An 18,387-nucleotide genomic window follows, 5' to 3' on the forward strand; every position below is an offset into this window, starting at 1 on the left:
CAGAGATACTTTCTGTGAAGCACTGCTTGCTATACCTGGGTTATGAAAAAATCACACGTTAGCCATAGGCTTTACTTCAATCAACTACAGGTTTTCCGGACTCTTTCCAGGCTTTGAAGCCGCCGTCTAAATGTGCTACATTCTCGTATTCCATTTGCTTCTGCGTGGCTGTTGCCAGGGCCGAACGCCCGCCGGAAGCGCAGTGCAGGATGAGTCGCTTGTTCTTTTCAAATTCCGGGCGATGCTAGGGTAACGAAGAATCAGCGTAGAACTCCAACATACCGCGTGGCGCATGTACAGAACCAGCAATCTTTCCATTCTGAGTCAACTCTTCGCTTTCGCGGATGTCAATCACGGTAGCATCACCTGATGAGATTTCTCTTTCCACCTGGTCAGGTGAGATGTTTTCTATTTGCTGTTTGGCCTCTTTGACCATGTCAGCAGCGGATTTATGTGCCATCGTACCGGTATAACTAATTAATTTATAAAGAGATAAGCAGTTATAGCGTGGGTAATAAAAAATTGTTGTATTCCTTATTTTAAATTGGAAAAGATAGCGGCAGAAAGGTGAGATAGGTGTAGGCAGAGGCGCCTGATTTCGCGGCGGACAATCTTCTAGTAGCTTTTTTCAGTACCTCCAGTTAGCTGTGTCGATATTATGTCTGCGTAGGCATGTTGTTCAGTGACTGCCATAGGTACTTGCAGGCGATGGTGCGGTAGGGGCGCCAGTTCTCTGCAATCGCGTGCATGCGTGCTTTCAGCACCCTTCCAGTTTCCTCTAGTCCATAGTGACGTTTCATGGCGTTCTGTATACCTACGTCATCCACCGGCATCACATCCGGGCGTTCCAGCGCGAACATTAGCAGCATTTCCACAGTCCATCGGCCTACTCCCTTTATCTTCGTCAAGTGTTGGATGAGCGTTTCATCGTCCATGGCATCTATGGTGGCATGTTCCAGATTTCCTTCCTGTGCAAAAGCCGCCACATTTCGGATATACCCTATTTTCTGGAAAGAAAGCCCGGCGCTACGCAATGTCTCATCGGGCGTCTCCAACACCAGGTGCGGGTGCGGGTAGGCGTCTGGGTATAGCTCCGTTAACCGTCTGAAAATGGTGGCCGCCGCTTTGACGGATAGCTGCTGCGACACAATGGAGCTCAGCAGCTCGAAGTACAAATCCTCTGACCTAGTGGAAGCCAACGGCTTGCCCTGTCCTACAAGAGCCGCCAGGATTGGGTCTTTGGCTAGAACAGCCATAATGTCTGAAGACGGGTAATCAGGGAAGTGAATGGTCATAGTTTTATACAAGAGGTGCAGGTATAGGGAAAAGCCAGGGGCTGAAAGTAGCCAGCTCCTGGCTTTCTAAAAAGTAACTTTTTTAAGCCTCGACCTGCTGTTTATTGAGCGAATGCAGCACCTGCAGCACATGCTGCTGCATCTCGTCACTCACATCCAAGTGGGTCACGAAGCGAATCATTTGGGGTCCGAAGCTGGAGGCACGTATACCTTGTTCGGCCAGCGCCGCCACAAATTCCGCATCTTTGTACCTGTCGTTCAGTTGGAAGATAACAATGTTCGTTTCTACCGGTAGCACACGCTCCACGTAATCGGCCTGCAGGAGCACCTCTTCCATGGCTTTGGCTTTGCGGTGGTCTTCCTGTAGCCTTGAAATATTGTTTTCCAACGCGTAAAGTCCCGCGGCAGCCAAGTATCCAGCCTGACGCATGCCGCCGCCCAGCACTTTGCGGATGCGGCGCGATTTCTTGATGAAGGCCTTGCTGCCCAACAGCACGGACCCCACCGGTGCGCCCAGCCCCTTGGAAAGGCAGATGGAAATGCTGTCGAAGTAGTTGCCATAGGAAGTGCCGTCATCGCCGGAGGCCACTAGGGCATTGAAAACACGCGCTCCATCCAGGTGCAAGGCGATGTCGTGCCGCTTGCAAACTTCTGAGATAGCCACAATCTCGTCTAGAGTATAGTAAGCGCCGCCGCCTTTGTTGCAAGTGTTTTCCAGCGCCACCAGGCGGGTTGGAGGGTAGTGGATGTTGTCAGGGCGGATGTGCGCCTCCACCTGCTCCGGCGTCATTTTGCCGCGTTCTCCGTGCACCAGCGCCACAGATGCCGCCGAGTTGAACATAATGCCGCCGCCTTCATATTGGTAGATGTGGGCTGTTACGTCACAAATCACCTCCGTCAGGGGCTCTGTGTGGGCTTTAATGGCAATCTGGTTGGTCATGGTGCCGGAAGGGCAGAAGAGGCCTGCCTCCATGCCGAACATGGCGGCGGCTTTCTGCTCCAGGGCGTTTATGGTTGGGTCTTCCTCATACACGTCGTCGCCTACCTGGGCCGCGAACATGGCTTGAAGCATCTCAGGAGTAGGCTTGGTGACGGTATCGGAACGAAGGTCTGTTATCTGCATGATGAATTTGATTCTATAAATACTTTACTTTGTAAAAATAATAACTTACTTTTGCCCTTCAAATTAAAATTTTGCAACGATGGGAGTTACTAGACTTAAAAGAAAAGACCGTAAAAATAAGGCAAGAGCAAACAACAAGGTTGCCAGAATAAAGCAACTGCTGCTGACACCAGTTATCAAGAATGTTGACATGGACGAGCTGAGAGCTCAGTTCGGTGAGGCTCCAAAAGGCAAGAAAGAAGAAACTGCTGTAGAAGCTTCTGCTGAGTAGTCCTTTTACGGCAAAGTAAAACCATCTGCCTGCCAACGCTGTGTAAGCTGCGGTTGGCGGGTTTTCAAAAGACTTCAAAGTGTGCTTGCTCCGCAGGCACGCTTTTTTTATGCCCTTTTTCCAAGCTCCACCACCTGCAGGTCCCGCACCTGCCCCTCGGCAATGGCAAAACGCACCATGGTTCTAATCTTGTGGAAGCCATGCCTGCCTGCCGCGCCTGGGTTGATGTGCAGGAGGTTGTTCAGGTTTTTGTCCGTCATGACTTTGAGGATGTGCGAGTGCCCCGTGATGTAGAGTTTCGGCGGGTCTGACTTAATCTCCTCCCGTACATCCGGGTGGTACTTACCGGGGTAGCCTCCGATGTGGGTCATCATCACGTCCAAGCCATTAGCCTCAAAACGCAGCACCTTCGGGTATAACTGCCGGATGTCTTGACCGTCTATGTTGCCATACACGCCCCGGAGCGGTGCCACCTGGCTCAGCCTCTCCGATACCTGAGCCGTCCCGAAATCACCCGCATGCCATATCTCATCACTGCCCTCTAACAGGCGCAGTATCTGGTCGTTCAGGTAGTCGTGGGTGTCGGAGAGGAGGCCTATCTTCATCGCTATACCTTCCAGGTGGCCGGTGATTTACGCCATTCAGAAAGCGTCTGCATGGCGGCTTCCGGTATGTAGCCATTCTGGATGGCCGCCTCTGTCAGCGCCTGGTAATTGCTGAGGCAGTGCAAGGCTATACCTGCTTCTTTGAAGTTTGCTTCGGCCACCGAAAAGCCATACGTGAAGATAGCGGCCATACCTATCACGTTGCCTCCAGCTGAACGCACGGCCTCCGCCGCCTTCAGCGAGCTGCCGCCCGTCGATATCAAGTCTTCTACCATCACCACCTTCTGGCCTGGCACCAGCTTGCCTTCTATCTGGTTGGCCATGCCGTGGCTTTTAGGCTGCGGCCGTACGTACAGGAAGGGCATCTCCAGCTGGTCGGCTACCAATGCGCCCTGCGCTATACCTGCGGTGGCTACACCGGCTATCGCCTCTGCTTCCGGGAAGTTCTGCTTCACCATTTCTGCCAACTGCTGCTTGATGTAGCTGCGTATATACGGGAAGGATAGCGTGACGCGGTTGTCGCAGTAAATGGGTGAGTTCCAGCCGGAACTCCAGCGGAAGGGTTGTTCCGGTCTCAGTTTCACAGCCTCTGTCTCCAGCAGGAAAGAGGCCACCTGGTGTGCTATTGTCGTAGAATCCATGAGCCGAATTTACAGAATTATTTTAGCCTTTTTGCGCCACAGGAGCTTCTTTCGAGTGAAATATTGATTCATTTGTGTAAATTTCAAGCTGTTAAACCAGCACGATACCCATGAACGTTTTCATAAACGATATCCCGCTTATCCTGAAGAAATCAAACGAGAAGGTATACCGTCACCATTATGACCTGGTGCTGGACGCCGAGGACCATTTTTCGTCCAAGGATTTGGTGGGGGATGTGATGATTAAACGGGCGGACACATTGCTCATTGATAGGATTGTGCGCCTGATGGAGGTAAAGAAGCTCAAGAAGCTCAAGTCACTGACCCTAGTGACCAACAAAAAAAAGCAGCTGATTGAGCACCTCAAAGACCAGTTCAAGATTGTGAAGGCCGCAGGTGGCCTGGTCCTGAAAGAAGGAAAAATCCTGATGATGTACCGCCTTGGCGTGTGGGACCTGCCCAAAGGAAAACTGGACAAAGGCGAGAAGACCGTAGAAGGTGCGCTACGGGAAGTGGAGGAGGAGTGCAACATCAAGGTGCATGTGCTGGAAAAACTGCCAAAAACCTGGCACTCCTATGCGTTCAAAGGCAAAAAAATCCTGAAGAAGACCAGCTGGTTCTTAATGGAATGCACTGATGACAGCCTTATGAAGCCACAGGCGGAGGAATTTATAGAGGAGGTACGCTGGATGACACCGGAGGAGGTGCTGGAAGTGCTTCCAAAAGCCTATACCTCCATTGCCTTTATTGTGCGGGAATATCTCCAATCTCTGAAATCCGGAAAGGTATAAAGTCATCCACATTACCTCCGAAGCGGTGAATCTCCCGGATGATGGAGGAACTGATGGCCGCCAGGGCCGGTGAGGTAATGAGGAAGACTGTCTCCAGTTCTTTGTTGATGTGCCGGTTCGCCTGCGCGATAGTGTTCTCATACTCAAAATCGGTGGTGTTGCGCAGGCCGCGCAGCAGGAAGTTGGCCCCCACCTCCCGGGCAAACTCAGCTGTCAACCCTTTATAAGACTGCGCCGTGATGTTCGGCTGGTCTTTGAATAGCTTCCCTATCACCTCAATCATCCTATCCACAGGCACGTAGCGCTGCTTGCTGCTGTTGTTGCCAATCGCTATAACTATCTCATCGAACATGCGGGCTCCTCGCAACACCACATCCAAATGCCCATTGGTGAACGGGTCAAAAGAGCCTGGGAAAATAGCGATTCGTTTCATATTAATTTTGAATGAGTGACTGAGCGAATGGGTGAATTATTATTTGATGATTCGTGGTGCGTATACTGGTCCTGTACGAGCCTCGGGTGAGTGAAACAGGTTTCTATTATAGTTGTTTCCTATGATTCACTCATTCAAAATTTAACATTGGGTTTATTCACAGAAGTGCATGCTGTAGAGCTCAAAATACCGGTGCTCAAACATGTCATCGAATTTGTAGCTGTAGGAAATGTCAGCCGGTTTTTTGCCTAACCGTACCTGCCGGATATACTTCTTAAGGATGTTGAAGAGGCTGGAATCGTGGGTGATGTCTCCCCACGCGGTAATGGTTTCCTGCTCCGGATTCATCTTCTGTTCCTGCATCACAAAGATGATGTAATAGATGAAGTCTTCAGGGCTAAGGTAGTGAAACACATTGCAGAACTGCAGCCCTCCCTCGCTTACCACCACGATGGTAACATAATTCCGCTCCACGAAAATGTACATACTGTGGCCGGCTGTGCGCTCAGCCTGGTGCAGCTTGCTCTTGATGAGGGCGCTGGTCTGGTGCAGAAACTGCACGCTCCGCTCCGGGTATAGACTCTGCGCCATCCGGTAGAGCACACCGTCAATCGCAAAGATGTTGACCGCCTCCAGACTGGTATGTCGGTAAATGAGCGTCACTTCCTGCTGGGAGTTGAGATCGCTGTGCAAACGCAGGTAGTCCTCCTGGTGGGCTGGGTCAAAGAGCGTTTCCGGTACGAGTGTGAAGTGCTGATTGCTCACGCTGATGCGCACGTTCAGCCAGCGCTGCTCCTGCAGAATGGGACTTTGGTCCGCAATAAGGGTAAGTTGCTCGGCCACTTGTAGGGGCGTGAAAACCGATATCAGTTCATAATCTTCCAGTACCACGAACTTGTTCCGCTCCACATCCACCACGGCAAAGCGCACGGCCTTGGAACTGATGGAAATGTACAGATTGCAGTTACCTGCCTGGGCTAGCCGGAAGGCCTCGTCCTGTATCTGGTAAGAAAGTTGGAAGTGCGTGTTGGTTGTTTCCAATGTGTGAAGCCTGGAGTGGTGGCGTGATGTACTATGCAAGTATAAAAAAAATATAGCAATAACACAGTATAGCTGTGTTTACTTGAGGAAATGATGAGGCATACCCAGCAGGTCATCGAGCGAGAACAGGTAGTGCAGCACCCGGTGCTTGTCCGGGAGAGGCAGCTCTCTTATCTCCTCCAGTGGTAGAAAGACCACCTCCTCTATCAGTTGCTGGTCGGCAGTTGCCTCCGGGTCAGTGCCTGTCATCAGGCTTCCTCCGGTTATAACCACCTCAAAGAAGAGCTCCACCGCCTGCAGCGGGTGCTGCTTGAACTCGTTCACAAATAGGAAGCGCCTGACCTCTACCTGCAGCCCAGTCTCTTCTAAAACTTCCCGTTTCAGGCATTCCTCCACCGTCTCTCCAAACTGGAGCCCGCCGCCAGGGGGCATCCAAAAGGCCTTGTTCTGGACCGTGGCCTGGTGTCGCACCAGCAGCAACTTGTCGTCTTTTATGCAGATGCCGCAGACGCGTAGCCGCACTTTATCGGTATAGAGGGCAACGTTGGGATTGAGCGTGTTCATGTTTGCTATAGCGGGGTATTGGTGGTAAATTTACAAAATGATTCAAACGTACAACCCCGATTTCAAGTCGGATATTGTAGAGAAGCTGGAGCGCCAGGAGTTCATGAAGCTGATGGGCTTCCAGGTGACTAGCATTGAAGTAGGCAGGGTAGAAGGGGAGCTCCTTTTGGAGCAGCGGCACAAGCAGCACAAAGGCTTCGCCCATGGTGGCGTCATCGCCACATTGGCTGATATTGTGGCTGGCTTTGCTGCGGTAAGTCTGGTGCCTAAAGACCACCACGTGGTGACAGCTGAAATCAAGGTGTCGTATTTCCATCCGGGTGTAGGCGACAAAATGTTGGCAAAGGGGTACGTTATCAAGCAGGGGCGCAAACTCAACTTTTGCGAGGCGGAGGTATACGTGGTAAAAGGGGAGGAGGAGCCGCTGCTGATAGCCAAGGCCACTACTTCTATGGCTACCATCACCCCAGAGGACATTGCCAGGAGGATGAGCAGCGCCTCCTAAGTCGATTTAATTGCTTAGCTCACTATGGTTTGTGTTGCTATACCTGTAGCAATGGTTGTTAAACAGGTATGGGGCACGATACTGCTGCTTGCATTCCTAATTAGTATTTCATAATTTTTAATACCACACAATGCGCCCAGTAGAAGCATTGCGAAAAAGTTTTCCGTTTGAGGCTACAGAGGACCAGGCCAGGCTCTTTGCGAAGCTCGACGAGTTCATATTGAACAAGCAGGAGGAGAAATCTGTCTTCCTACTCAAGGGGTATGCCGGTACTGGAAAAACAACAGTAGTGACCTCCCTTGTCAAGATTCTGAACACATTTGGTTACAAATACGTGCTGTTGGCCCCTACCGGAAGGGCAGCGAAAGTAATGTCCTCATACAGCGGCAAGCCAGCGTTCACCATCCACAAGAAAATATACCGGCAAACTGCCAATCCCTATTCGGAAGGTCTGGCCTTCACGCGCCAGCCCAATAAATCAGAGAACACGTTTTATATTGTAGACGAGGCGTCCATGATATCCGACGAAAGCGGTTTTGGTGAAAACGGGCTGTTGCGGGACCTGCTGCAGTACGTGTTCGACAAGAAGAATAACAAGCTGCTGCTGATAGGTGACACGGCGCAGTTGCCCCCGGTCAACCAAGTGGTGAGCCCTTCGCTTGATGCGGCATACCTCAAACACAACTTCCGTTGCCAGGTGCAGGAGCTTGAACTGAAGCAGGTTATGCGCCAGGCTGAGGCATCAGGTATACTGATGAACGCTACCAACCTACGCAACCAGCTCAAGAGTGAGAACCCTGAAATCAAGCTTGAAACGAAAGGGTGGCGCGACATCTACCGCATGACGGGGGAGAAACTGGAAGACGGGCTGCGATACGCCTACGACAAGTTCGGCATCGAGAACTCCATTGTGGTGTGCCGCTCCAACAAGACAGCCAACCTGTATAATCAGCACATTCGCCGGCAGATTTTCTTTTCGGAGGATGAGATAGGCGTGGGCGATTACCTGATGATTGTGCGCAACAATTACTTCTGGCTTCCAAAGGATTCCAACATCGGCTTCATGGCCAACGGTGACTTTGTCGAAATCACGAAAATCATCCGGGATGAGGAGATGTATGGCTTCCGCTTCGCTGACGTGCGCATCCGGTTTGTGGACTACCCCGATGAGGAGGAGCAGGAAGTAAAGATTATGCTGGATACCCTCTATACGGATGCTCCCGCGCTTCCTGCCGACCAGAACAAGAAACTGTATGAAGGGGTGTTGCAGGACTACATGGACATCAAAAACAAGCGTGACCGGGCCAAAGAACTTAAAAAGAACCCTTACCTGAACGCTCTGCAGGTGAAATTCGCCTACGCCCTCACCTGCCACAAGGCACAGGGCGGACAATGGAAAGCCGTGTTTGTGGACCAAGGATTCCTGAAGGACGACATGGTGAACGAAGAGTTTGCCCGCTGGCTTTATACCGCGCTTACACGTTCATCGGAAGAGCTGTTCCTGCTGAACTTTAACAAGCAACTGTTGGTTGATTAGCATACGATAGAGCGTGTATAGCGCGTTCTATAACCAATCAGGAGCTATATCGTAGATTGAGAATATAACCCTAATCATATGAAAAAAATCATCTTATCGTTCGTATTTGCGGCCTTGGCGGCCAGTGGTGCCATGGCGCAACAACTTCCTGCCAAGCAGACTGCCGCGCCACAGGCACAGGCTAAGAATGGCCCTGCCATCTCGTTTGAGACCGCCGAGCACAATTTCGGGGAGATTGCGCAGGGAGATGTGGTGGAGCATACCTTCAAGTTCACCAACACAGGCACACAGCCGCTTATAATTGAGCGCGTGGACGTTACCTGCGGCTGTACTACCCCCGCCTGGACGAAAGAACCGGTAATGCCTGGTAAGACTGGTTTTGTGACCGCCAAGTACAACAGCGCCGGCATACTGGGGCAGCAGAAAAAGGCGATTACCATCCACTCCAATGCGGCTGATGGTGCTGCCTATGTATACATCATGACGGACGTGAAAGAGAAAGCTACTTCCAGCGTGAAGACACAATAAGTTTTTTCCTACATTATTTAATAAAAAGGCCCTCTTGGTAACAGGAGGGCCTTTTGAGTTTATGTGGTTCGAAAATTTAGAGTGTCTTCAAGATAGCATAGAACAAAGCAGCCCAGCCCACAATCAGCGCAGTGCCACCAATGGGTGTGATGGCGCCCAGCCACGTGATACCGGTGAGGCACAAGGTATAGAGCGAGCCAGAGAAAATAAGGATGCCGATGAAAAAAGCCCAGGCAGCTACCTGCAGCGCCGGGTGCTCCACCCGGAACAACAGCAGCCCTACCGCCAGCAAGGCCAGGGTATGGTACATCTGGTATTTGACAGCGGTTTCGAAGGTATCTACACGATTAGATGCTTGTAGCAAAGAGGAGAGGGCGTGTGCCCCAAAGGCTCCTATCATCACACTCAGCGCACCTAATGCACTGGCTATCAAAAGTATGGTTTTCTGTGTCACGTGGTAGAGTTATAATGTTGAGTTTCAACCTCCAATTTCAGACTTTAAATCCCAAAATCATAATTCCTGAAACAGGTGTGGGTAATCCGTGATGATTCCATCCACGCCTTTCTGCTTCAGGCGCCGCATCTGCTCCAACTCGTTCACCGTCCAGGGGATTACTTTGATACCGCGTTCATGGCACACTCGCACCAGTTTCTGAGTCACCAGTTTATGATTGGGGCTGTAGATGTCCGGTATAAAACCCAACGCCTCCAGATTCTTCTCGAGCCCTTTGCGGTTTTCCACCAGCAGCGAAGTCTTCACTGTGGGCCACTTCCCGTGAAGCACCTGCAGCGTGCGCGCATCAAAAGACTGGATAATGACCCAAGGCAATAGCTGCTTTTCCTCCAGAACAGTCATGAGCAGGTCGACGAACTCCGCAGGTTCAGGATGCAGCTTTCCGTCACCGGAAGGTTTCGACTTGGTTTCGATGTTGTAGTATACCTGGGGAAGCTGATGTTCCTGGAGATAAGCCTGAACCGAATCTATCACCTCAGACAGCAGCGGCTTGTGTGTCTCTAGCTTCTGCTGCTGCGGAAACTTGTCATAATACTTGGAGCCTGCGTCGAATTGGCGGATGCTGTCATACTCCATCTGATAGAGCACGTACTTCCGCCTGTGCATAAAGGGTATCTCAGTTCCATCGGGCAGCAGGTCATGCGCTGGGTTGATGTAGGGGTCATGGGAGAGCACGACTTTCTTGTCCTTGGTGATGTGGGTATCCATCTCCAACGTAGTCACGCCAAGCTCCAGCGCCTTAAGCATACCTGGAATAGTGTTCTCCGGCATCAACCCGCGGGCTCCTCGGTGTCCTTCCATGTCGAATGTCGGGAACTTGTTAGCCACGCTAGATACTTGTTTTGGCTGAGACATGAGTGGGAAATTAAGGGCGGACAGGCAGAGAAGCAGACCAAGAATTGCTGGTATAGAAGGTATGGCAAAGCAGGTCATCCGGCTTCTTGTTGTGGTTTCCAGGTATAGGCACTACTTGAAGCTTAGGCAATCAACAAAACAACTCGCCAGCTATACCTGTGCGCATAGCTGTGCCTGATCATGATGCTGGCTTTGTCTTATTCGTCACCTTCGAGCGCTTCTGTCACCTGCTCTTCAAACTCTTCCTGGCTGTCGTATTGCGTAAATTCAAGCGTTTTCCCTTTTTGCTTGAGTTCGTTTATTACATCTAGGGCTACGATGAGCGGCTCCATTTCGCGGCCTACCAGGCTGGCATCCCAATCGGGTCCGAGCAAAAGTTGGTCGCCGTACATGCCCACGCACCAGTTCTCCAGGAACTCAACCAGTGTGATGGAATCTGCTTGGTACTCGGCCCAATCGTCTTCGGCGCAGGCCTTGGCGCCTTCAGCATCTGACCAGAACAGGATGACCTCCGCATCTTCGTATTCGCCGGAGCTGGAGGTAGCCCAGGTGTCATCGTGGGTCAGGCCCCAAACAGCGTCCTTCTCAACAATGTGCTGAATGAATTTTCGGTAATTGGCCTCCATATTCCCATCTTTCTCTTGCATAATGCTCGTTGTTTAGTATGTAATCTTAGTTACGTGTTTCTAGCTTTTGCTGTAGTCGCGGGCGCCAAAAATTCCGCTACCCACCCGTATCAGGGTGCTGCCTTCTTCCAAAGCTAATTCCCAGTCCGATGTCATACCCATGGATATCTCCTTAAAATCTGGGTTGGCAAAGAAGAACGTCTCGCGCAGCTGCTCAAAATAGCCGCGCAACGTACGGAACTCGCTCCGCAGCTTTTGGACATCGCCGGTGTTGGTGGCTATACCCATCACGCCCGTTATCCGGATGAAGTGCATGCTCCGGTACTCGTCTGATTGCAGCAAATCTACTGCTTCCTGATAGTTCATACCGAATTTGGTCTCCTCGTCAGCAATGGATAGCTGTAGCATGCAGTTGACTGGGAACGTACGGTTGAACTGCTCGGCCCGTTTGTTTATCTCCATTAGCAGTTTCAGGCTGTCCACCGACTGAATGGTGTCGATGAACTGCGCTATGTGCTTGACTTTGTTCGTTTGTAGGTGACCGATGAGATGCCAGGCGATGTCGTGGGGGAGCAGCTCCCGCTTTTCGAGCAACTCCTGCACCTTGTTTTCACCGAAGATTCGGTGCCCAGCCGCATAGGCCTCCATGACTTTCTCAGGGGCGTGTGTTTTGGAAACAGCCACCAGGCGGCAAGGCGTATCCCGCAGCCTCTCGTCAAAATACCGTATGTTATCAGCGATAGCAGTCATAGTTTTTATTTCGTAGCGTCTGTTGTATATATCTGTCACATTGATTTTTGCAGCTGCATCCTTCAAGGTATACTAGCGGTAGAAGTTTAGGCTGTAAGAGCAGGTATAGCTATACCTAAAACCGCTCTGAATGATATTCTCTGATTCACCTTAGTCCTCCAGCACATTGGTGATGAACGTGTTTTTGAGCAGCATCCAAGCCACCAGCAGGAGCAGGGCCCATTTCAGGTATACCTGGTAATAGTCACGCGCATCCCGGAACCGCTTTTCCGTCACTTCCGTCTTCTCGTACTGGTCAATGGCTTTAAACACGTCCTGCAGACCCTCACGCGAATCGGCTCTAAAAAAACGCCCTTCGCCGGTGCTAGCTATCTCCCGTAGGCTTTTTTCGTCTAACTGCGTTTCCACCAACAAGGTTTTACCGGTTGCATCCACATCGTGCGGCACCAGTCCGTCTTTCCCAATACCTATCGTGTAAATCTTTATCTGATGGCCGAAGGCTAATCGGGCTGCCATTTTGGGGTCCAGGCTGCCGGCGGTGTTTTCGCCATCACTGATAAGAATAGCCACTTTTGTCTTGGCGGGTGAATCACGCATGCGGTTGATTGCCACCGCCAAGGCGCTGCCAATCGCGGTGCCATCATTAGGAATCATACCAAACTCAATGGAACCGATACTCTCGCGCAGGAGCTGGTAATCAGTTGTGAGCGGCGCGAGGGAATAGGCGTCACCGGCAAACACCACCACACCAATGCGGTCTTCCACTCGACCATCGATGAAGTTGATGGCCACTTCCTTGGCCGCCTCCAGCCGGTTCGGTTGGATGTCCTGTAGCTCCATGGAGCCCGACACATCGAGCACCAGTACGATGTCAATACCTTCCGCGGTCTGCTCCACCTGCTCGTTGATGCGTTGGGGCCTGGCAAGCGCCACCAGCACCAGCATGACGAACAAGATGTATACCACATCCGGCACAAACCGCAGCAGGCTCGTCCATTGCCACTTCACTTTCCCCTCGAACATGGCTATGTCCAACTTGTTACGTGACTTGAGGCGCAGCAGCCCTTTGATGAGGAAGAGCAGCGGAATGACCGGCAGGGCGTAAAGCACCAGCGGGTATACCCAGTCGAAGGAGCGGAGGGTACCATAGCTGAACCATTCCAGGCTCAGCCAATCCCACATATCATCGCTGATTTTTAGCATCCTTGGTTATTTCACGGTGAGTCTTGTAGCGTCCTCTGGCAAAGCGGCGCAGCATACCCAGCGCCTGGTTGGTTTCTGTGTCGGGCTCAGCAACGGCGTTGCCGTAGATGGCCTTGTCGCAGAAGCGTAAGGCCAGGTTCACCTGTTCATCATCGTTGTAGTACTCTACTATTTCTTTGGTTGTGAAGGAATTGATAGCACTGCGCTCCAGCTTGGTCAGGTAATTCTTCCAAAGAGCCACCGCTTTTTCCATACTGATAGAGGAGCCTGATTTCACAAAGCGGTCCACGTGCGAGTTGTAACGGGAATTAAAGTACAGGTAATCTTTGCGCAGGCGGTAGAGCTGGTACTTGGTCTTAATGGTCTGCCCGAACGCAAGCCCGACCAGCGCCAGGAAGGCAGCCCCGGTCACGAGCCAGAGCAGGAGGATGGGCCAATCGAAACGCTTTGCCACCGGAGCCAACGCCGTATGCGTGCGCAATGTCAGAGGCTCCTGCACCTGACTGACCAACTGCTTCAACACGACCGACTGCCTAGGGGCGAAAACCTGTGCTGTGTCTTTCCCCTGCAGTACGAATACCGGCAAAGCCAGTGCCTGAACGGGCTCCGTCTCAAAGGTGCGGAGGGTATAGACGGCGCTGTCGGTACTGATGCCGGCTTTGGTCGTGGTAGGATAGAAGCTCTTCCGCACCAACTCGAAGGGGTGAAAATTGTAGACAGAATCAGGCAGCACCACTTCCTGTGCGGCTGGGTGGTGGTGCACGAGCGTATAGCGCAGCAACTCCCCAATCTGCACCGAGTCTCGGCTGAAGCTGCCCATAGGTGGCTGCACCTGCTGTGCCTTGCCAACTAACGCCAGCAGGAAGAACGGTATGAGCAAAAGGAATCTAGGCACTTCTTTTCGTGGTTCTGTTTCGGAGCCGGAACAAGTTGACCAGCTGCGGCACGTAATCCTCATTTGTCTGTATGGCCAGGTAATTGGCCTGATATTTCTGGCAGATGCGAATCACCCGGTTCTGGTTCTCCTTGTACTGCGAGAAATAATGGTTTTGGAATTCGGCCCCGGAGGTGTTCAGCCATACCGTCCGGCCGGTTTCTTTGTCCACCACCGGCACAATGCCCAGCCCAGGTATGCTGCGTTCGCGCAAATCCAACAACTGTATCACAATCAGGTCGTGGCGCTTGGCCAGCATAGCCAGCTCCTTCTCATAGTTCACGTCAATGAAGTCGGAAATGAGCAGGATGATGCTGCGGCGCTTGATGATGTCGAGTGTGAGTTTGATGCCTGACGCCAGGTTGGTCTTCGACGACTTGGGCTGCAGTTCCTTCAGGGCTTTAATCAGGGTATAGGCTTGTTCTATACCTTTGGCCGGTTTAATGTACTTCTCCTTCTGGTCGCTGATGCAGATAATGCCAATCTGGCTTTGCTGCCGCGCTGCCGCCAAGGCCAGCACACCGCATATCTCCTTGCCCACGTCCAGTTTCTGCTGCTTCCCGGTGCCGATGGTCTGCGAGGCGCTCACATCCAGCATCAGAAACACCGATTGCTCTTTCTCCTCCCGGTAGGTCTTCACGAAGGTGCCATGGCCTTTAGCGGATACGTTCCAGTCAATGGAGCGCACGTCATCGCCGTACTGGTAAGCCCGCACGTCATCGAATTCCAGGCCGGTTCCTTTGAAAACAGAGTGGAAATCGCCCTGCATCTGGGTGTTGATTGCCTTTCTTATGCGTATCTCGTACTTTCGTAGCTTTTGTACAAGCTCCTTCATAACCTTGTGCCGTAGCGTCAGATTTTAAAATTAGGACATATTCGCGTAATTTGCATCCGTGAGAAGACTTTTCTGTATACTTTCTTTGGGAGTGCTGCTGGGTTGCCAGTCCCAGAACGACGAAATGCCTCAAAACCTGGTGCCACAGGCAAAGATGGTTCAGATTCTGGCCGACATCCATGTGGTGGAGGCGCGTATTGAGACCAGGGTGCTATACCCGGACACAGCCCTGATGGCTTTCAACAAGGAGCAGCAGAAGATTCTGGAGGCCCACGGCGTGGAGCAACAGGAGTTCCGGAACACCTACCAATACTACCTTGACAACATCCCGCAGATGGACAAGCTGTATGAAGTCATCCTGGACACCCTGAGCGTGCGGGAGGCCAAAGCACGAGCCTCGGACGGACAACCGAGCACTCCACCCGAACCCCAAAAGAATGGCATGAAAGGTGTGCCTGAGATGGCTTACTGATTTATACCTTAAATCAACTTGCTCCCGTTTGGAACGCGTCCGGCGGGCTGCGCGAGCACGATATCCCCGTTTTCATCGGCAAAGCCCGTCACCAGTACTTCTGAAACGTACTTGCCTATCTGTTTCCTGCCCAGGTTTGTGACGCACAGCACCTGCTTCCCCACCAGTTCTTCTTTGGTATAGTGCTTCGTAATCTGGGCACTGGATTTTTTTATACCCAATGGACCTAAATCCACCACCAGTTTGAAAGCAGGCTTTCGTGCTTCGGGGAAATCTGTAGCTTCCAGGATGGTGCCTACCCGTATGTCGGTCGCTTCAAAGTGTTGCCAAGAGATGGTTTCCCAGGCTTCGGATGGTGCGTACATAGTTTTCTTGTTTATCAGCGGAGCAAGATACTGATTCCTGCGAAAATCTGCCGTGCCTGTTTAGGTATAGCTTCTGTACCTTAGCGCCTTTCGAAATGGCCATTCCGAACCTGCTCAGTAACATTCAGTTTTTAGCAGCGTATCCTATGCAACCGGCTTTCTTCCTGTTTTTCAGGGTATAAGTATAAGCCTGTTTACCTGTTGCACAAAATCAGAAACTATGAAAAGAGAATCAGGAGCAAGCCTGCCCGTTTGGGTCGAGAACATCACCATGCCCGTCACCAATCCCCTGCATGAAAATGTGAAGTGCGATGTGTGCGTGATAGGTGGAGGCATTTCCGGTATCACGACAGCCTATCTGTTGGCCAAGGAGGGAAAAGACGTGGTGTTGGTTGAGGCCAAAGAAATAGGGGGTGGAGAGACCAGCCGCACCACAGCCCATTTAACAAATGCATTGGATGACGGTTTCCCGGAGCTCATACGACTGTTTGGGGTAGAGGGTACCCGGCTGGCCGTGCAGAGTCACGGCAAGGCGATTGACAAAATAGAAGAAGTTGTAAAGGACGAGAAAATTGACTGCGACTTCACCCGCGTGGATGGCTACATGTTCGCCAACGACCAACAGGAAGAAGAGCAACTTATGAAAGAACTGGAGGCGCTGCAACAGATAGGGTGGCAGGATGTGGTGCTCCGTAAAAAAGCCCCCATTGACACCTTAACTGCCCTTCCTTGTCTGCATTTTCCGAACCAGGCGCACTTCCACGTACTCAAGTACCTTTCTGCTTTGGCCAATGCCATCATCGCCAAAGGAGGCAGGATTTTCACGAAGACCAAGATAGAACGTTTTGATTCCGGCTCTGTCGTGACGGTGGTATCAGAAGCGGGCCATACCGTGTCAGCCAACCATCTGGTGGTAGCCACCAACACGCCTGTTAACGACATGGTAACCATGCATACCAAACAAGCTCCGTACCGCACTTACGTGATAGGAGCTGCTGTGCGACGCGACGAGGTGCCCGATGCCCTGTACTGGGACATGAAGGACCCGTACCATTACGTGCGCTTGCTGCGGGGTAAGGCAGCCGGAGAAGGCAAAGAGCAGCTGCCACACGACCTGGACCTGCTCATTGTGGGGGGCGAGGACCATAAAACCGGGCAGGAATCACATTTGAGCAGCAAGTTCAGTGATTTGGAGAGTTGGATGCGGCTCCGCTTCCCGATGGCTCAGGATGTGGTGTACCGTTGGTCTGGTCAGGTATACGAACCCGTTGACAGCCTTGGGTTCATCGGCCGAAATCCTGGCGATTCTGACAATGTGTACATCGCCACGGGCGACTCTGGTCACGGCATGACGCATGGCACCATCGCAGGTATGCTCATCACCGACCTCATCATGGGCCGCCCAAATCCTTGGGAGAAACTGTATGACCCGGCTCGTGTAAGCCTGAAATCATCCGGCGAGTTCCTCAAAGAAAACCTGAATGTGGCGGCTCAGTTCAAAGACTACGTCACGCCCGGTGAGGTGGATGACCCCATGCAGGTTATGCCCGGCACAGGCAGCATCATGCGAAAGGGCCTGTCGAAAGTGGCCGTGTACTGTGACCAGGATGGCATTCGGCACCAATGCTCAGCGGTATGCACCCACCTGGGTTGCGTCGTGCATTGGAACGACGTGGAAAGTTCCTGGGATTGCCCCTGCCACGGCTCCCGCTTCGATCCATTTGGAAAAGTGATAACTGGGCCTGCCATAAAGGACTTGGGGCCAGCAGAGTAACTCCTGTCTAACTAGAATAATAGAGACTGCTGCCATACCTCTCAAAGGTATGGCAGCAGTCTTTTCCATCTATACAAGGTATGTTACCGCCAGGCCTCCAATGCCGCCAGGCGCTGCTCTATGTCAGCGGCCCATACCTGCTGCACTTCGGCATCGAGCCCGTGGCGTGACAATCGGTCGAACTCGCCCTGCTCCGCTTTCCAGGTTTTGAAGGCGTCGCCTACGGTAGTGTTCAGCTTGGATTTCATGTTGTCGCAGGAGCTTCTCATGCCTTTCAGACGCTTGCGCAGGAGCCGCGCGTGTACCTCCGTCAGGTCAAAATGAAGTTGCTCGTGCGCCAGTAGTTTCTCTGATTTCTTGTTTTTGGACCAGGATTCGCCCGGCAGGAATACGCATTTCACCTCATAGTAGAACTTGTTGTTCTTGCACTTGGCATCTACGGCCAGGTTGGCGGCCGTAAGCGCGTGGTGGGGGTTATCGCCTTCAGGAATCGCCCTGAAGTCATCCCAGTTCAGCTTACGCTCAGCAGACCAGGCCAACTTGTCGTTGGTGGAAGCGGCCAGGGCAGGAGGCACCGGCACAGTGATAGCGGCAGGCGCAAGACCGGCCGGGGCTGTGTGGGGCTTCATCAGGGCCACCAACAGCGACAGGAGCAGAGTAAAGATAAACATTGGCTAAAAGTTTAAAAGTGTCTCTAACCGGGCAACACTGACCTTCAGAAATAG

24 protein-coding genes and 1 pseudogene are annotated in these 18,387 nt (G+C 52.0%); 7 read left to right on the forward strand and 18 right to left on the reverse strand.

The features are described 5' to 3' along the window. Window positions 1-76: 76 nt before the first annotated feature. The 4 genes and pseudogenes from B051_RS23040 to B051_RS0108440 all read right to left on the reverse strand — a co-directional run. Window positions 77-217 (reverse strand): annotated as a pseudogene (locus B051_RS23040) (rhodanese-like domain-containing protein); the annotation flags it as partial. 27 nt (window positions 218-244) lie between these two features. After that, window positions 245-460 (reverse strand): rhodanese-like domain-containing protein, encoded by a 216-nt coding sequence (locus B051_RS22715; protein ID WP_018477757.1) that lies wholly within the window; start codon window positions 458-460, stop codon window positions 245-247. A gap of 196 nt (window positions 461-656) precedes the next feature. After that, window positions 657-1,295, reverse strand: coding sequence for a DNA-3-methyladenine glycosylase family protein (locus B051_RS0108435; RefSeq protein ID WP_018477758.1), 639 nt, complete (start codon window positions 1,293-1,295; stop codon window positions 657-659). Between the two features lie 82 nt (window positions 1,296-1,377). Further along, complete coding sequence (locus tag B051_RS0108440) at window positions 1,378-2,418, reverse strand: threonine aldolase family protein (protein ID WP_018477759.1); 1,041 nt, start codon at window positions 2,416-2,418, stop codon at window positions 1,378-1,380. A 79-nt stretch (window positions 2,419-2,497) separates the two neighbouring features. Between B051_RS0108440 and B051_RS0108445 the strand changes: the two genes are divergently transcribed. Next, the gene (locus B051_RS0108445; protein ID WP_018477760.1) at window positions 2,498-2,689 is read left to right on the forward strand and encodes a hypothetical protein; all 192 of its coding nucleotides are present in this window, start codon (window positions 2,498-2,500) and stop codon (window positions 2,687-2,689) included. A 107-nt stretch (window positions 2,690-2,796) separates the two neighbouring features. Here the strand turns inward: B051_RS0108445 and B051_RS0108450 are convergent, their stop codons facing one another. Further along, complete coding sequence (locus B051_RS0108450) at window positions 2,797-3,294, reverse strand: metallophosphoesterase family protein (protein ID WP_018477761.1); 498 nt, start codon at window positions 3,292-3,294, stop codon at window positions 2,797-2,799. A 2-nt stretch (window positions 3,295-3,296) separates the two neighbouring features. After that, window positions 3,297-3,935: an orotate phosphoribosyltransferase gene (gene pyrE, locus B051_RS0108455; RefSeq protein ID WP_018477762.1), complete on the reverse strand. Its 639-nt coding sequence runs from the start codon at window positions 3,933-3,935 to the stop codon at window positions 3,297-3,299. Window positions 3,936-4,045: 110 nt separating this feature from the next. Here pyrE and B051_RS0108460 point away from each other — a divergent pair, with 110 nt between their 5' ends. Then, window positions 4,046-4,726 carry an NUDIX hydrolase gene (locus B051_RS0108460; RefSeq protein ID WP_018477763.1) on the forward strand — a complete coding sequence of 227 codons (681 nt, stop codon included), beginning with the start codon at window positions 4,046-4,048 and terminating at the stop codon, window positions 4,724-4,726. On the opposite strand, the gene coaD is transcribed toward B051_RS0108460, so the two are convergent. The 3 genes from coaD to B051_RS0108475 all read right to left on the reverse strand — a co-directional run bounded on the left by coaD (window position 4,680) and on the right by B051_RS0108475 (window position 6,764). Beyond that, complete coding sequence (gene coaD / locus B051_RS0108465) at window positions 4,680-5,159, reverse strand: pantetheine-phosphate adenylyltransferase (RefSeq protein WP_018477764.1); 480 nt, start codon at window positions 5,157-5,159, stop codon at window positions 4,680-4,682. The two genes, B051_RS0108460 and coaD, sit on opposite strands and share 47 nt — an antisense overlap. A 153-nt stretch (window positions 5,160-5,312) precedes the next feature. Further along, window positions 5,313-6,200, reverse strand: a complete 888-nt coding sequence (locus B051_RS0108470; RefSeq protein ID WP_018477765.1) for a DUF3822 family protein — start codon at window positions 6,198-6,200, stop codon at window positions 5,313-5,315. Between the two features lie 78 nt (window positions 6,201-6,278). Beyond that, the gene (locus B051_RS0108475) at window positions 6,279-6,764 is read right to left on the reverse strand and encodes an NUDIX domain-containing protein (protein ID WP_018477766.1); all 486 of its coding nucleotides are present in this window, start codon (window positions 6,762-6,764) and stop codon (window positions 6,279-6,281) included. 37 nt (window positions 6,765-6,801) lie between these two features. Here B051_RS0108475 and B051_RS0108480 point away from each other — a divergent pair, with 37 nt between their 5' ends. The 3 genes from B051_RS0108480 to B051_RS0108490 all read left to right on the forward strand — a co-directional run bounded on the left by B051_RS0108480 (window position 6,802) and on the right by B051_RS0108490 (window position 9,334). Beyond that, complete coding sequence (locus B051_RS0108480) at window positions 6,802-7,269, forward strand: PaaI family thioesterase (RefSeq protein WP_018477767.1); 468 nt, start codon at window positions 6,802-6,804, stop codon at window positions 7,267-7,269. A 130-nt stretch (window positions 7,270-7,399) separates the two neighbouring features. Beyond that, window positions 7,400-8,806 (forward strand): ATP-dependent DNA helicase, encoded by a 1,407-nt coding sequence (locus B051_RS0108485; protein ID WP_018477768.1) that lies wholly within the window; start codon window positions 7,400-7,402, stop codon window positions 8,804-8,806. A gap of 78 nt (window positions 8,807-8,884) precedes the next feature. Further along, window positions 8,885-9,334: a DUF1573 domain-containing protein gene (locus tag B051_RS0108490; RefSeq protein ID WP_018477769.1), complete on the forward strand. Its 450-nt coding sequence runs from the start codon at window positions 8,885-8,887 to the stop codon at window positions 9,332-9,334. Window positions 9,335-9,410: 76 nt separating this feature from the next. Here the strand turns inward: B051_RS0108490 and B051_RS0108495 are convergent, their stop codons facing one another. From B051_RS0108495 to B051_RS0108525, 7 genes are all read right to left on the reverse strand, one after another. Further along, window positions 9,411-9,788 carry a DUF423 domain-containing protein gene (locus B051_RS0108495; protein ID WP_026236274.1) on the reverse strand — a complete coding sequence of 126 codons (378 nt, stop codon included), beginning with the start codon at window positions 9,786-9,788 and terminating at the stop codon, window positions 9,411-9,413. A 57-nt stretch (window positions 9,789-9,845) separates the two neighbouring features. Then, a complete protein-coding gene (locus tag B051_RS0108500; protein ID WP_051080657.1) occupies window positions 9,846-10,703 on the reverse strand; it encodes a glycerophosphodiester phosphodiesterase in 858 nt (285 codons plus the stop codon). A gap of 197 nt (window positions 10,704-10,900) precedes the next feature. Next, window positions 10,901-11,350, reverse strand: coding sequence for a DUF2750 domain-containing protein (locus B051_RS0108505; protein WP_018477772.1), 450 nt, complete (start codon window positions 11,348-11,350; stop codon window positions 10,901-10,903). Between the two features lie 39 nt (window positions 11,351-11,389). Continuing rightward, window positions 11,390-12,079, reverse strand: a complete 690-nt coding sequence (locus B051_RS0108510; RefSeq protein ID WP_033316818.1) for a YggS family pyridoxal phosphate-dependent enzyme — start codon at window positions 12,077-12,079, stop codon at window positions 11,390-11,392. 150 nt (window positions 12,080-12,229) lie between these two features. Next, complete coding sequence (locus B051_RS0108515) at window positions 12,230-13,282, reverse strand: VWA domain-containing protein (protein WP_018477774.1); 1,053 nt, start codon at window positions 13,280-13,282, stop codon at window positions 12,230-12,232. After that, a complete protein-coding gene (locus tag B051_RS0108520) occupies window positions 13,263-14,177 on the reverse strand; it encodes a hypothetical protein (protein ID WP_157578706.1) in 915 nt (304 codons plus the stop codon). The genes B051_RS0108515 and B051_RS0108520 overlap by 20 nt, the downstream gene beginning before the upstream one ends. Beyond that, entirely contained in the window at window positions 14,170-15,051 is an 882-nt protein-coding gene (locus B051_RS0108525) for a DUF58 domain-containing protein (RefSeq protein ID WP_018477776.1), read from the reverse strand. Before B051_RS0108525 ends, B051_RS0108520 begins: the two co-directional genes overlap by 8 nt. 58 nt (window positions 15,052-15,109) lie before the next feature. On the opposite strand from B051_RS0108525, the gene B051_RS0108530 reads away from it, so the two are divergent. Beyond that, complete coding sequence (locus B051_RS0108530; RefSeq protein ID WP_245539600.1) at window positions 15,110-15,523, forward strand: DUF4296 domain-containing protein; 414 nt, start codon at window positions 15,110-15,112, stop codon at window positions 15,521-15,523. An 8-nt stretch (window positions 15,524-15,531) separates the two neighbouring features. On the opposite strand, the gene B051_RS0108535 is transcribed toward B051_RS0108530, so the two are convergent. Further along, a complete protein-coding gene (locus B051_RS0108535) occupies window positions 15,532-15,888 on the reverse strand; it encodes a tRNA-binding protein (RefSeq protein WP_018477778.1) in 357 nt (118 codons plus the stop codon). Window positions 15,889-16,108: 220 nt separating this feature from the next. On the opposite strand from B051_RS0108535, the gene B051_RS0108545 reads away from it, so the two are divergent. After that, window positions 16,109-17,662, forward strand: a complete 1,554-nt coding sequence (locus tag B051_RS0108545; RefSeq protein WP_018477779.1) for an FAD-dependent oxidoreductase — start codon at window positions 16,109-16,111, stop codon at window positions 17,660-17,662. A gap of 83 nt (window positions 17,663-17,745) precedes the next feature. Here B051_RS0108545 and B051_RS0108550 read toward each other — a convergent pair whose 3' ends face one another. Then, on the reverse strand, window positions 17,746-18,333 hold the full coding sequence (locus tag B051_RS0108550) for a DUF922 domain-containing protein (protein WP_018477780.1): 588 nt from the start codon (window positions 18,331-18,333) through the stop codon (window positions 17,746-17,748). Window positions 18,334-18,387: the final 54 nt, after the last annotated feature.

The sequence above is a fragment of the Pontibacter roseus DSM 17521 genome (genome assembly GCF_000373265.1).
Taxonomy (GTDB): Bacteria; Bacteroidota; Bacteroidia; order Cytophagales; family Hymenobacteraceae; genus Pontibacter; species Pontibacter roseus.

Excerpts from the sequence above, each read along its gene's own strand:
- coaD (WP_018477764.1), bottom strand. The coding sequence starts at position 5,159 with ATGAAACGAATCGCTATTTTCCCAGGCTCTTTTGACCCGTTCACCAAT.
- B051_RS0108490 (WP_018477769.1), top strand. The coding sequence starts at position 8,885 with ATGAAAAAAATCATCTTATCGTTCGTATTTGCGGCCTTGGCGGCCAGT.
- B051_RS0108505 (WP_018477772.1), bottom strand. The coding sequence starts at position 11,350 with ATGCAAGAGAAAGATGGGAATATGGAGGCCAATTACCGAAAATTCATT.
- B051_RS0108510 (WP_033316818.1), bottom strand. The coding sequence starts at position 12,079 with ATGACTGCTATCGCTGATAACATACGGTATTTTGACGAGAGGCTGCGG.
- B051_RS0108535 (WP_018477778.1), bottom strand. The coding sequence starts at position 15,888 with ATGTACGCACCATCCGAAGCCTGGGAAACCATCTCTTGGCAACACTTT.
- B051_RS0108485 (WP_018477768.1), top strand. The coding sequence starts at position 7,400 with ATGCGCCCAGTAGAAGCATTGCGAAAAAGTTTTCCGTTTGAGGCTACA.
- B051_RS22715 (WP_018477757.1), bottom strand. The coding sequence starts at position 460 with ATGGCACATAAATCCGCTGCTGACATGGTCAAAGAGGCCAAACAGCAA.
- B051_RS0108500 (WP_051080657.1), bottom strand. The coding sequence starts at position 10,703 with ATGTCTCAGCCAAAACAAGTATCTAGCGTGGCTAACAAGTTCCCGACA.
- pyrE (WP_018477762.1), bottom strand. The coding sequence starts at position 3,935 with ATGGATTCTACGACAATAGCACACCAGGTGGCCTCTTTCCTGCTGGAG.
- B051_RS0108550 (WP_018477780.1), bottom strand. The coding sequence starts at position 18,333 with ATGTTTATCTTTACTCTGCTCCTGTCGCTGTTGGTGGCCCTGATGAAG.
- B051_RS0108525 (WP_018477776.1), bottom strand. The coding sequence starts at position 15,051 with ATGAAGGAGCTTGTACAAAAGCTACGAAAGTACGAGATACGCATAAGA.
- B051_RS0108440 (WP_018477759.1), bottom strand. The coding sequence starts at position 2,418 with ATGCAGATAACAGACCTTCGTTCCGATACCGTCACCAAGCCTACTCCT.
- B051_RS0108475 (WP_018477766.1), bottom strand. The coding sequence starts at position 6,764 with ATGAACACGCTCAATCCCAACGTTGCCCTCTATACCGATAAAGTGCGG.
- B051_RS0108435 (WP_018477758.1), bottom strand. The coding sequence starts at position 1,295 with ATGACCATTCACTTCCCTGATTACCCGTCTTCAGACATTATGGCTGTT.
- B051_RS0108545 (WP_018477779.1), top strand. The coding sequence starts at position 16,109 with ATGAAAAGAGAATCAGGAGCAAGCCTGCCCGTTTGGGTCGAGAACATC.
- B051_RS0108460 (WP_018477763.1), top strand. The coding sequence starts at position 4,046 with ATGAACGTTTTCATAAACGATATCCCGCTTATCCTGAAGAAATCAAAC.
- B051_RS0108450 (WP_018477761.1), bottom strand. The coding sequence starts at position 3,294 with ATGAAGATAGGCCTCCTCTCCGACACCCACGACTACCTGAACGACCAG.
- B051_RS0108515 (WP_018477774.1), bottom strand. The coding sequence starts at position 13,282 with ATGCTAAAAATCAGCGATGATATGTGGGATTGGCTGAGCCTGGAATGG.
- B051_RS0108480 (WP_018477767.1), top strand. The coding sequence starts at position 6,802 with ATGATTCAAACGTACAACCCCGATTTCAAGTCGGATATTGTAGAGAAG.
- B051_RS0108445 (WP_018477760.1), top strand. The coding sequence starts at position 2,498 with ATGGGAGTTACTAGACTTAAAAGAAAAGACCGTAAAAATAAGGCAAGA.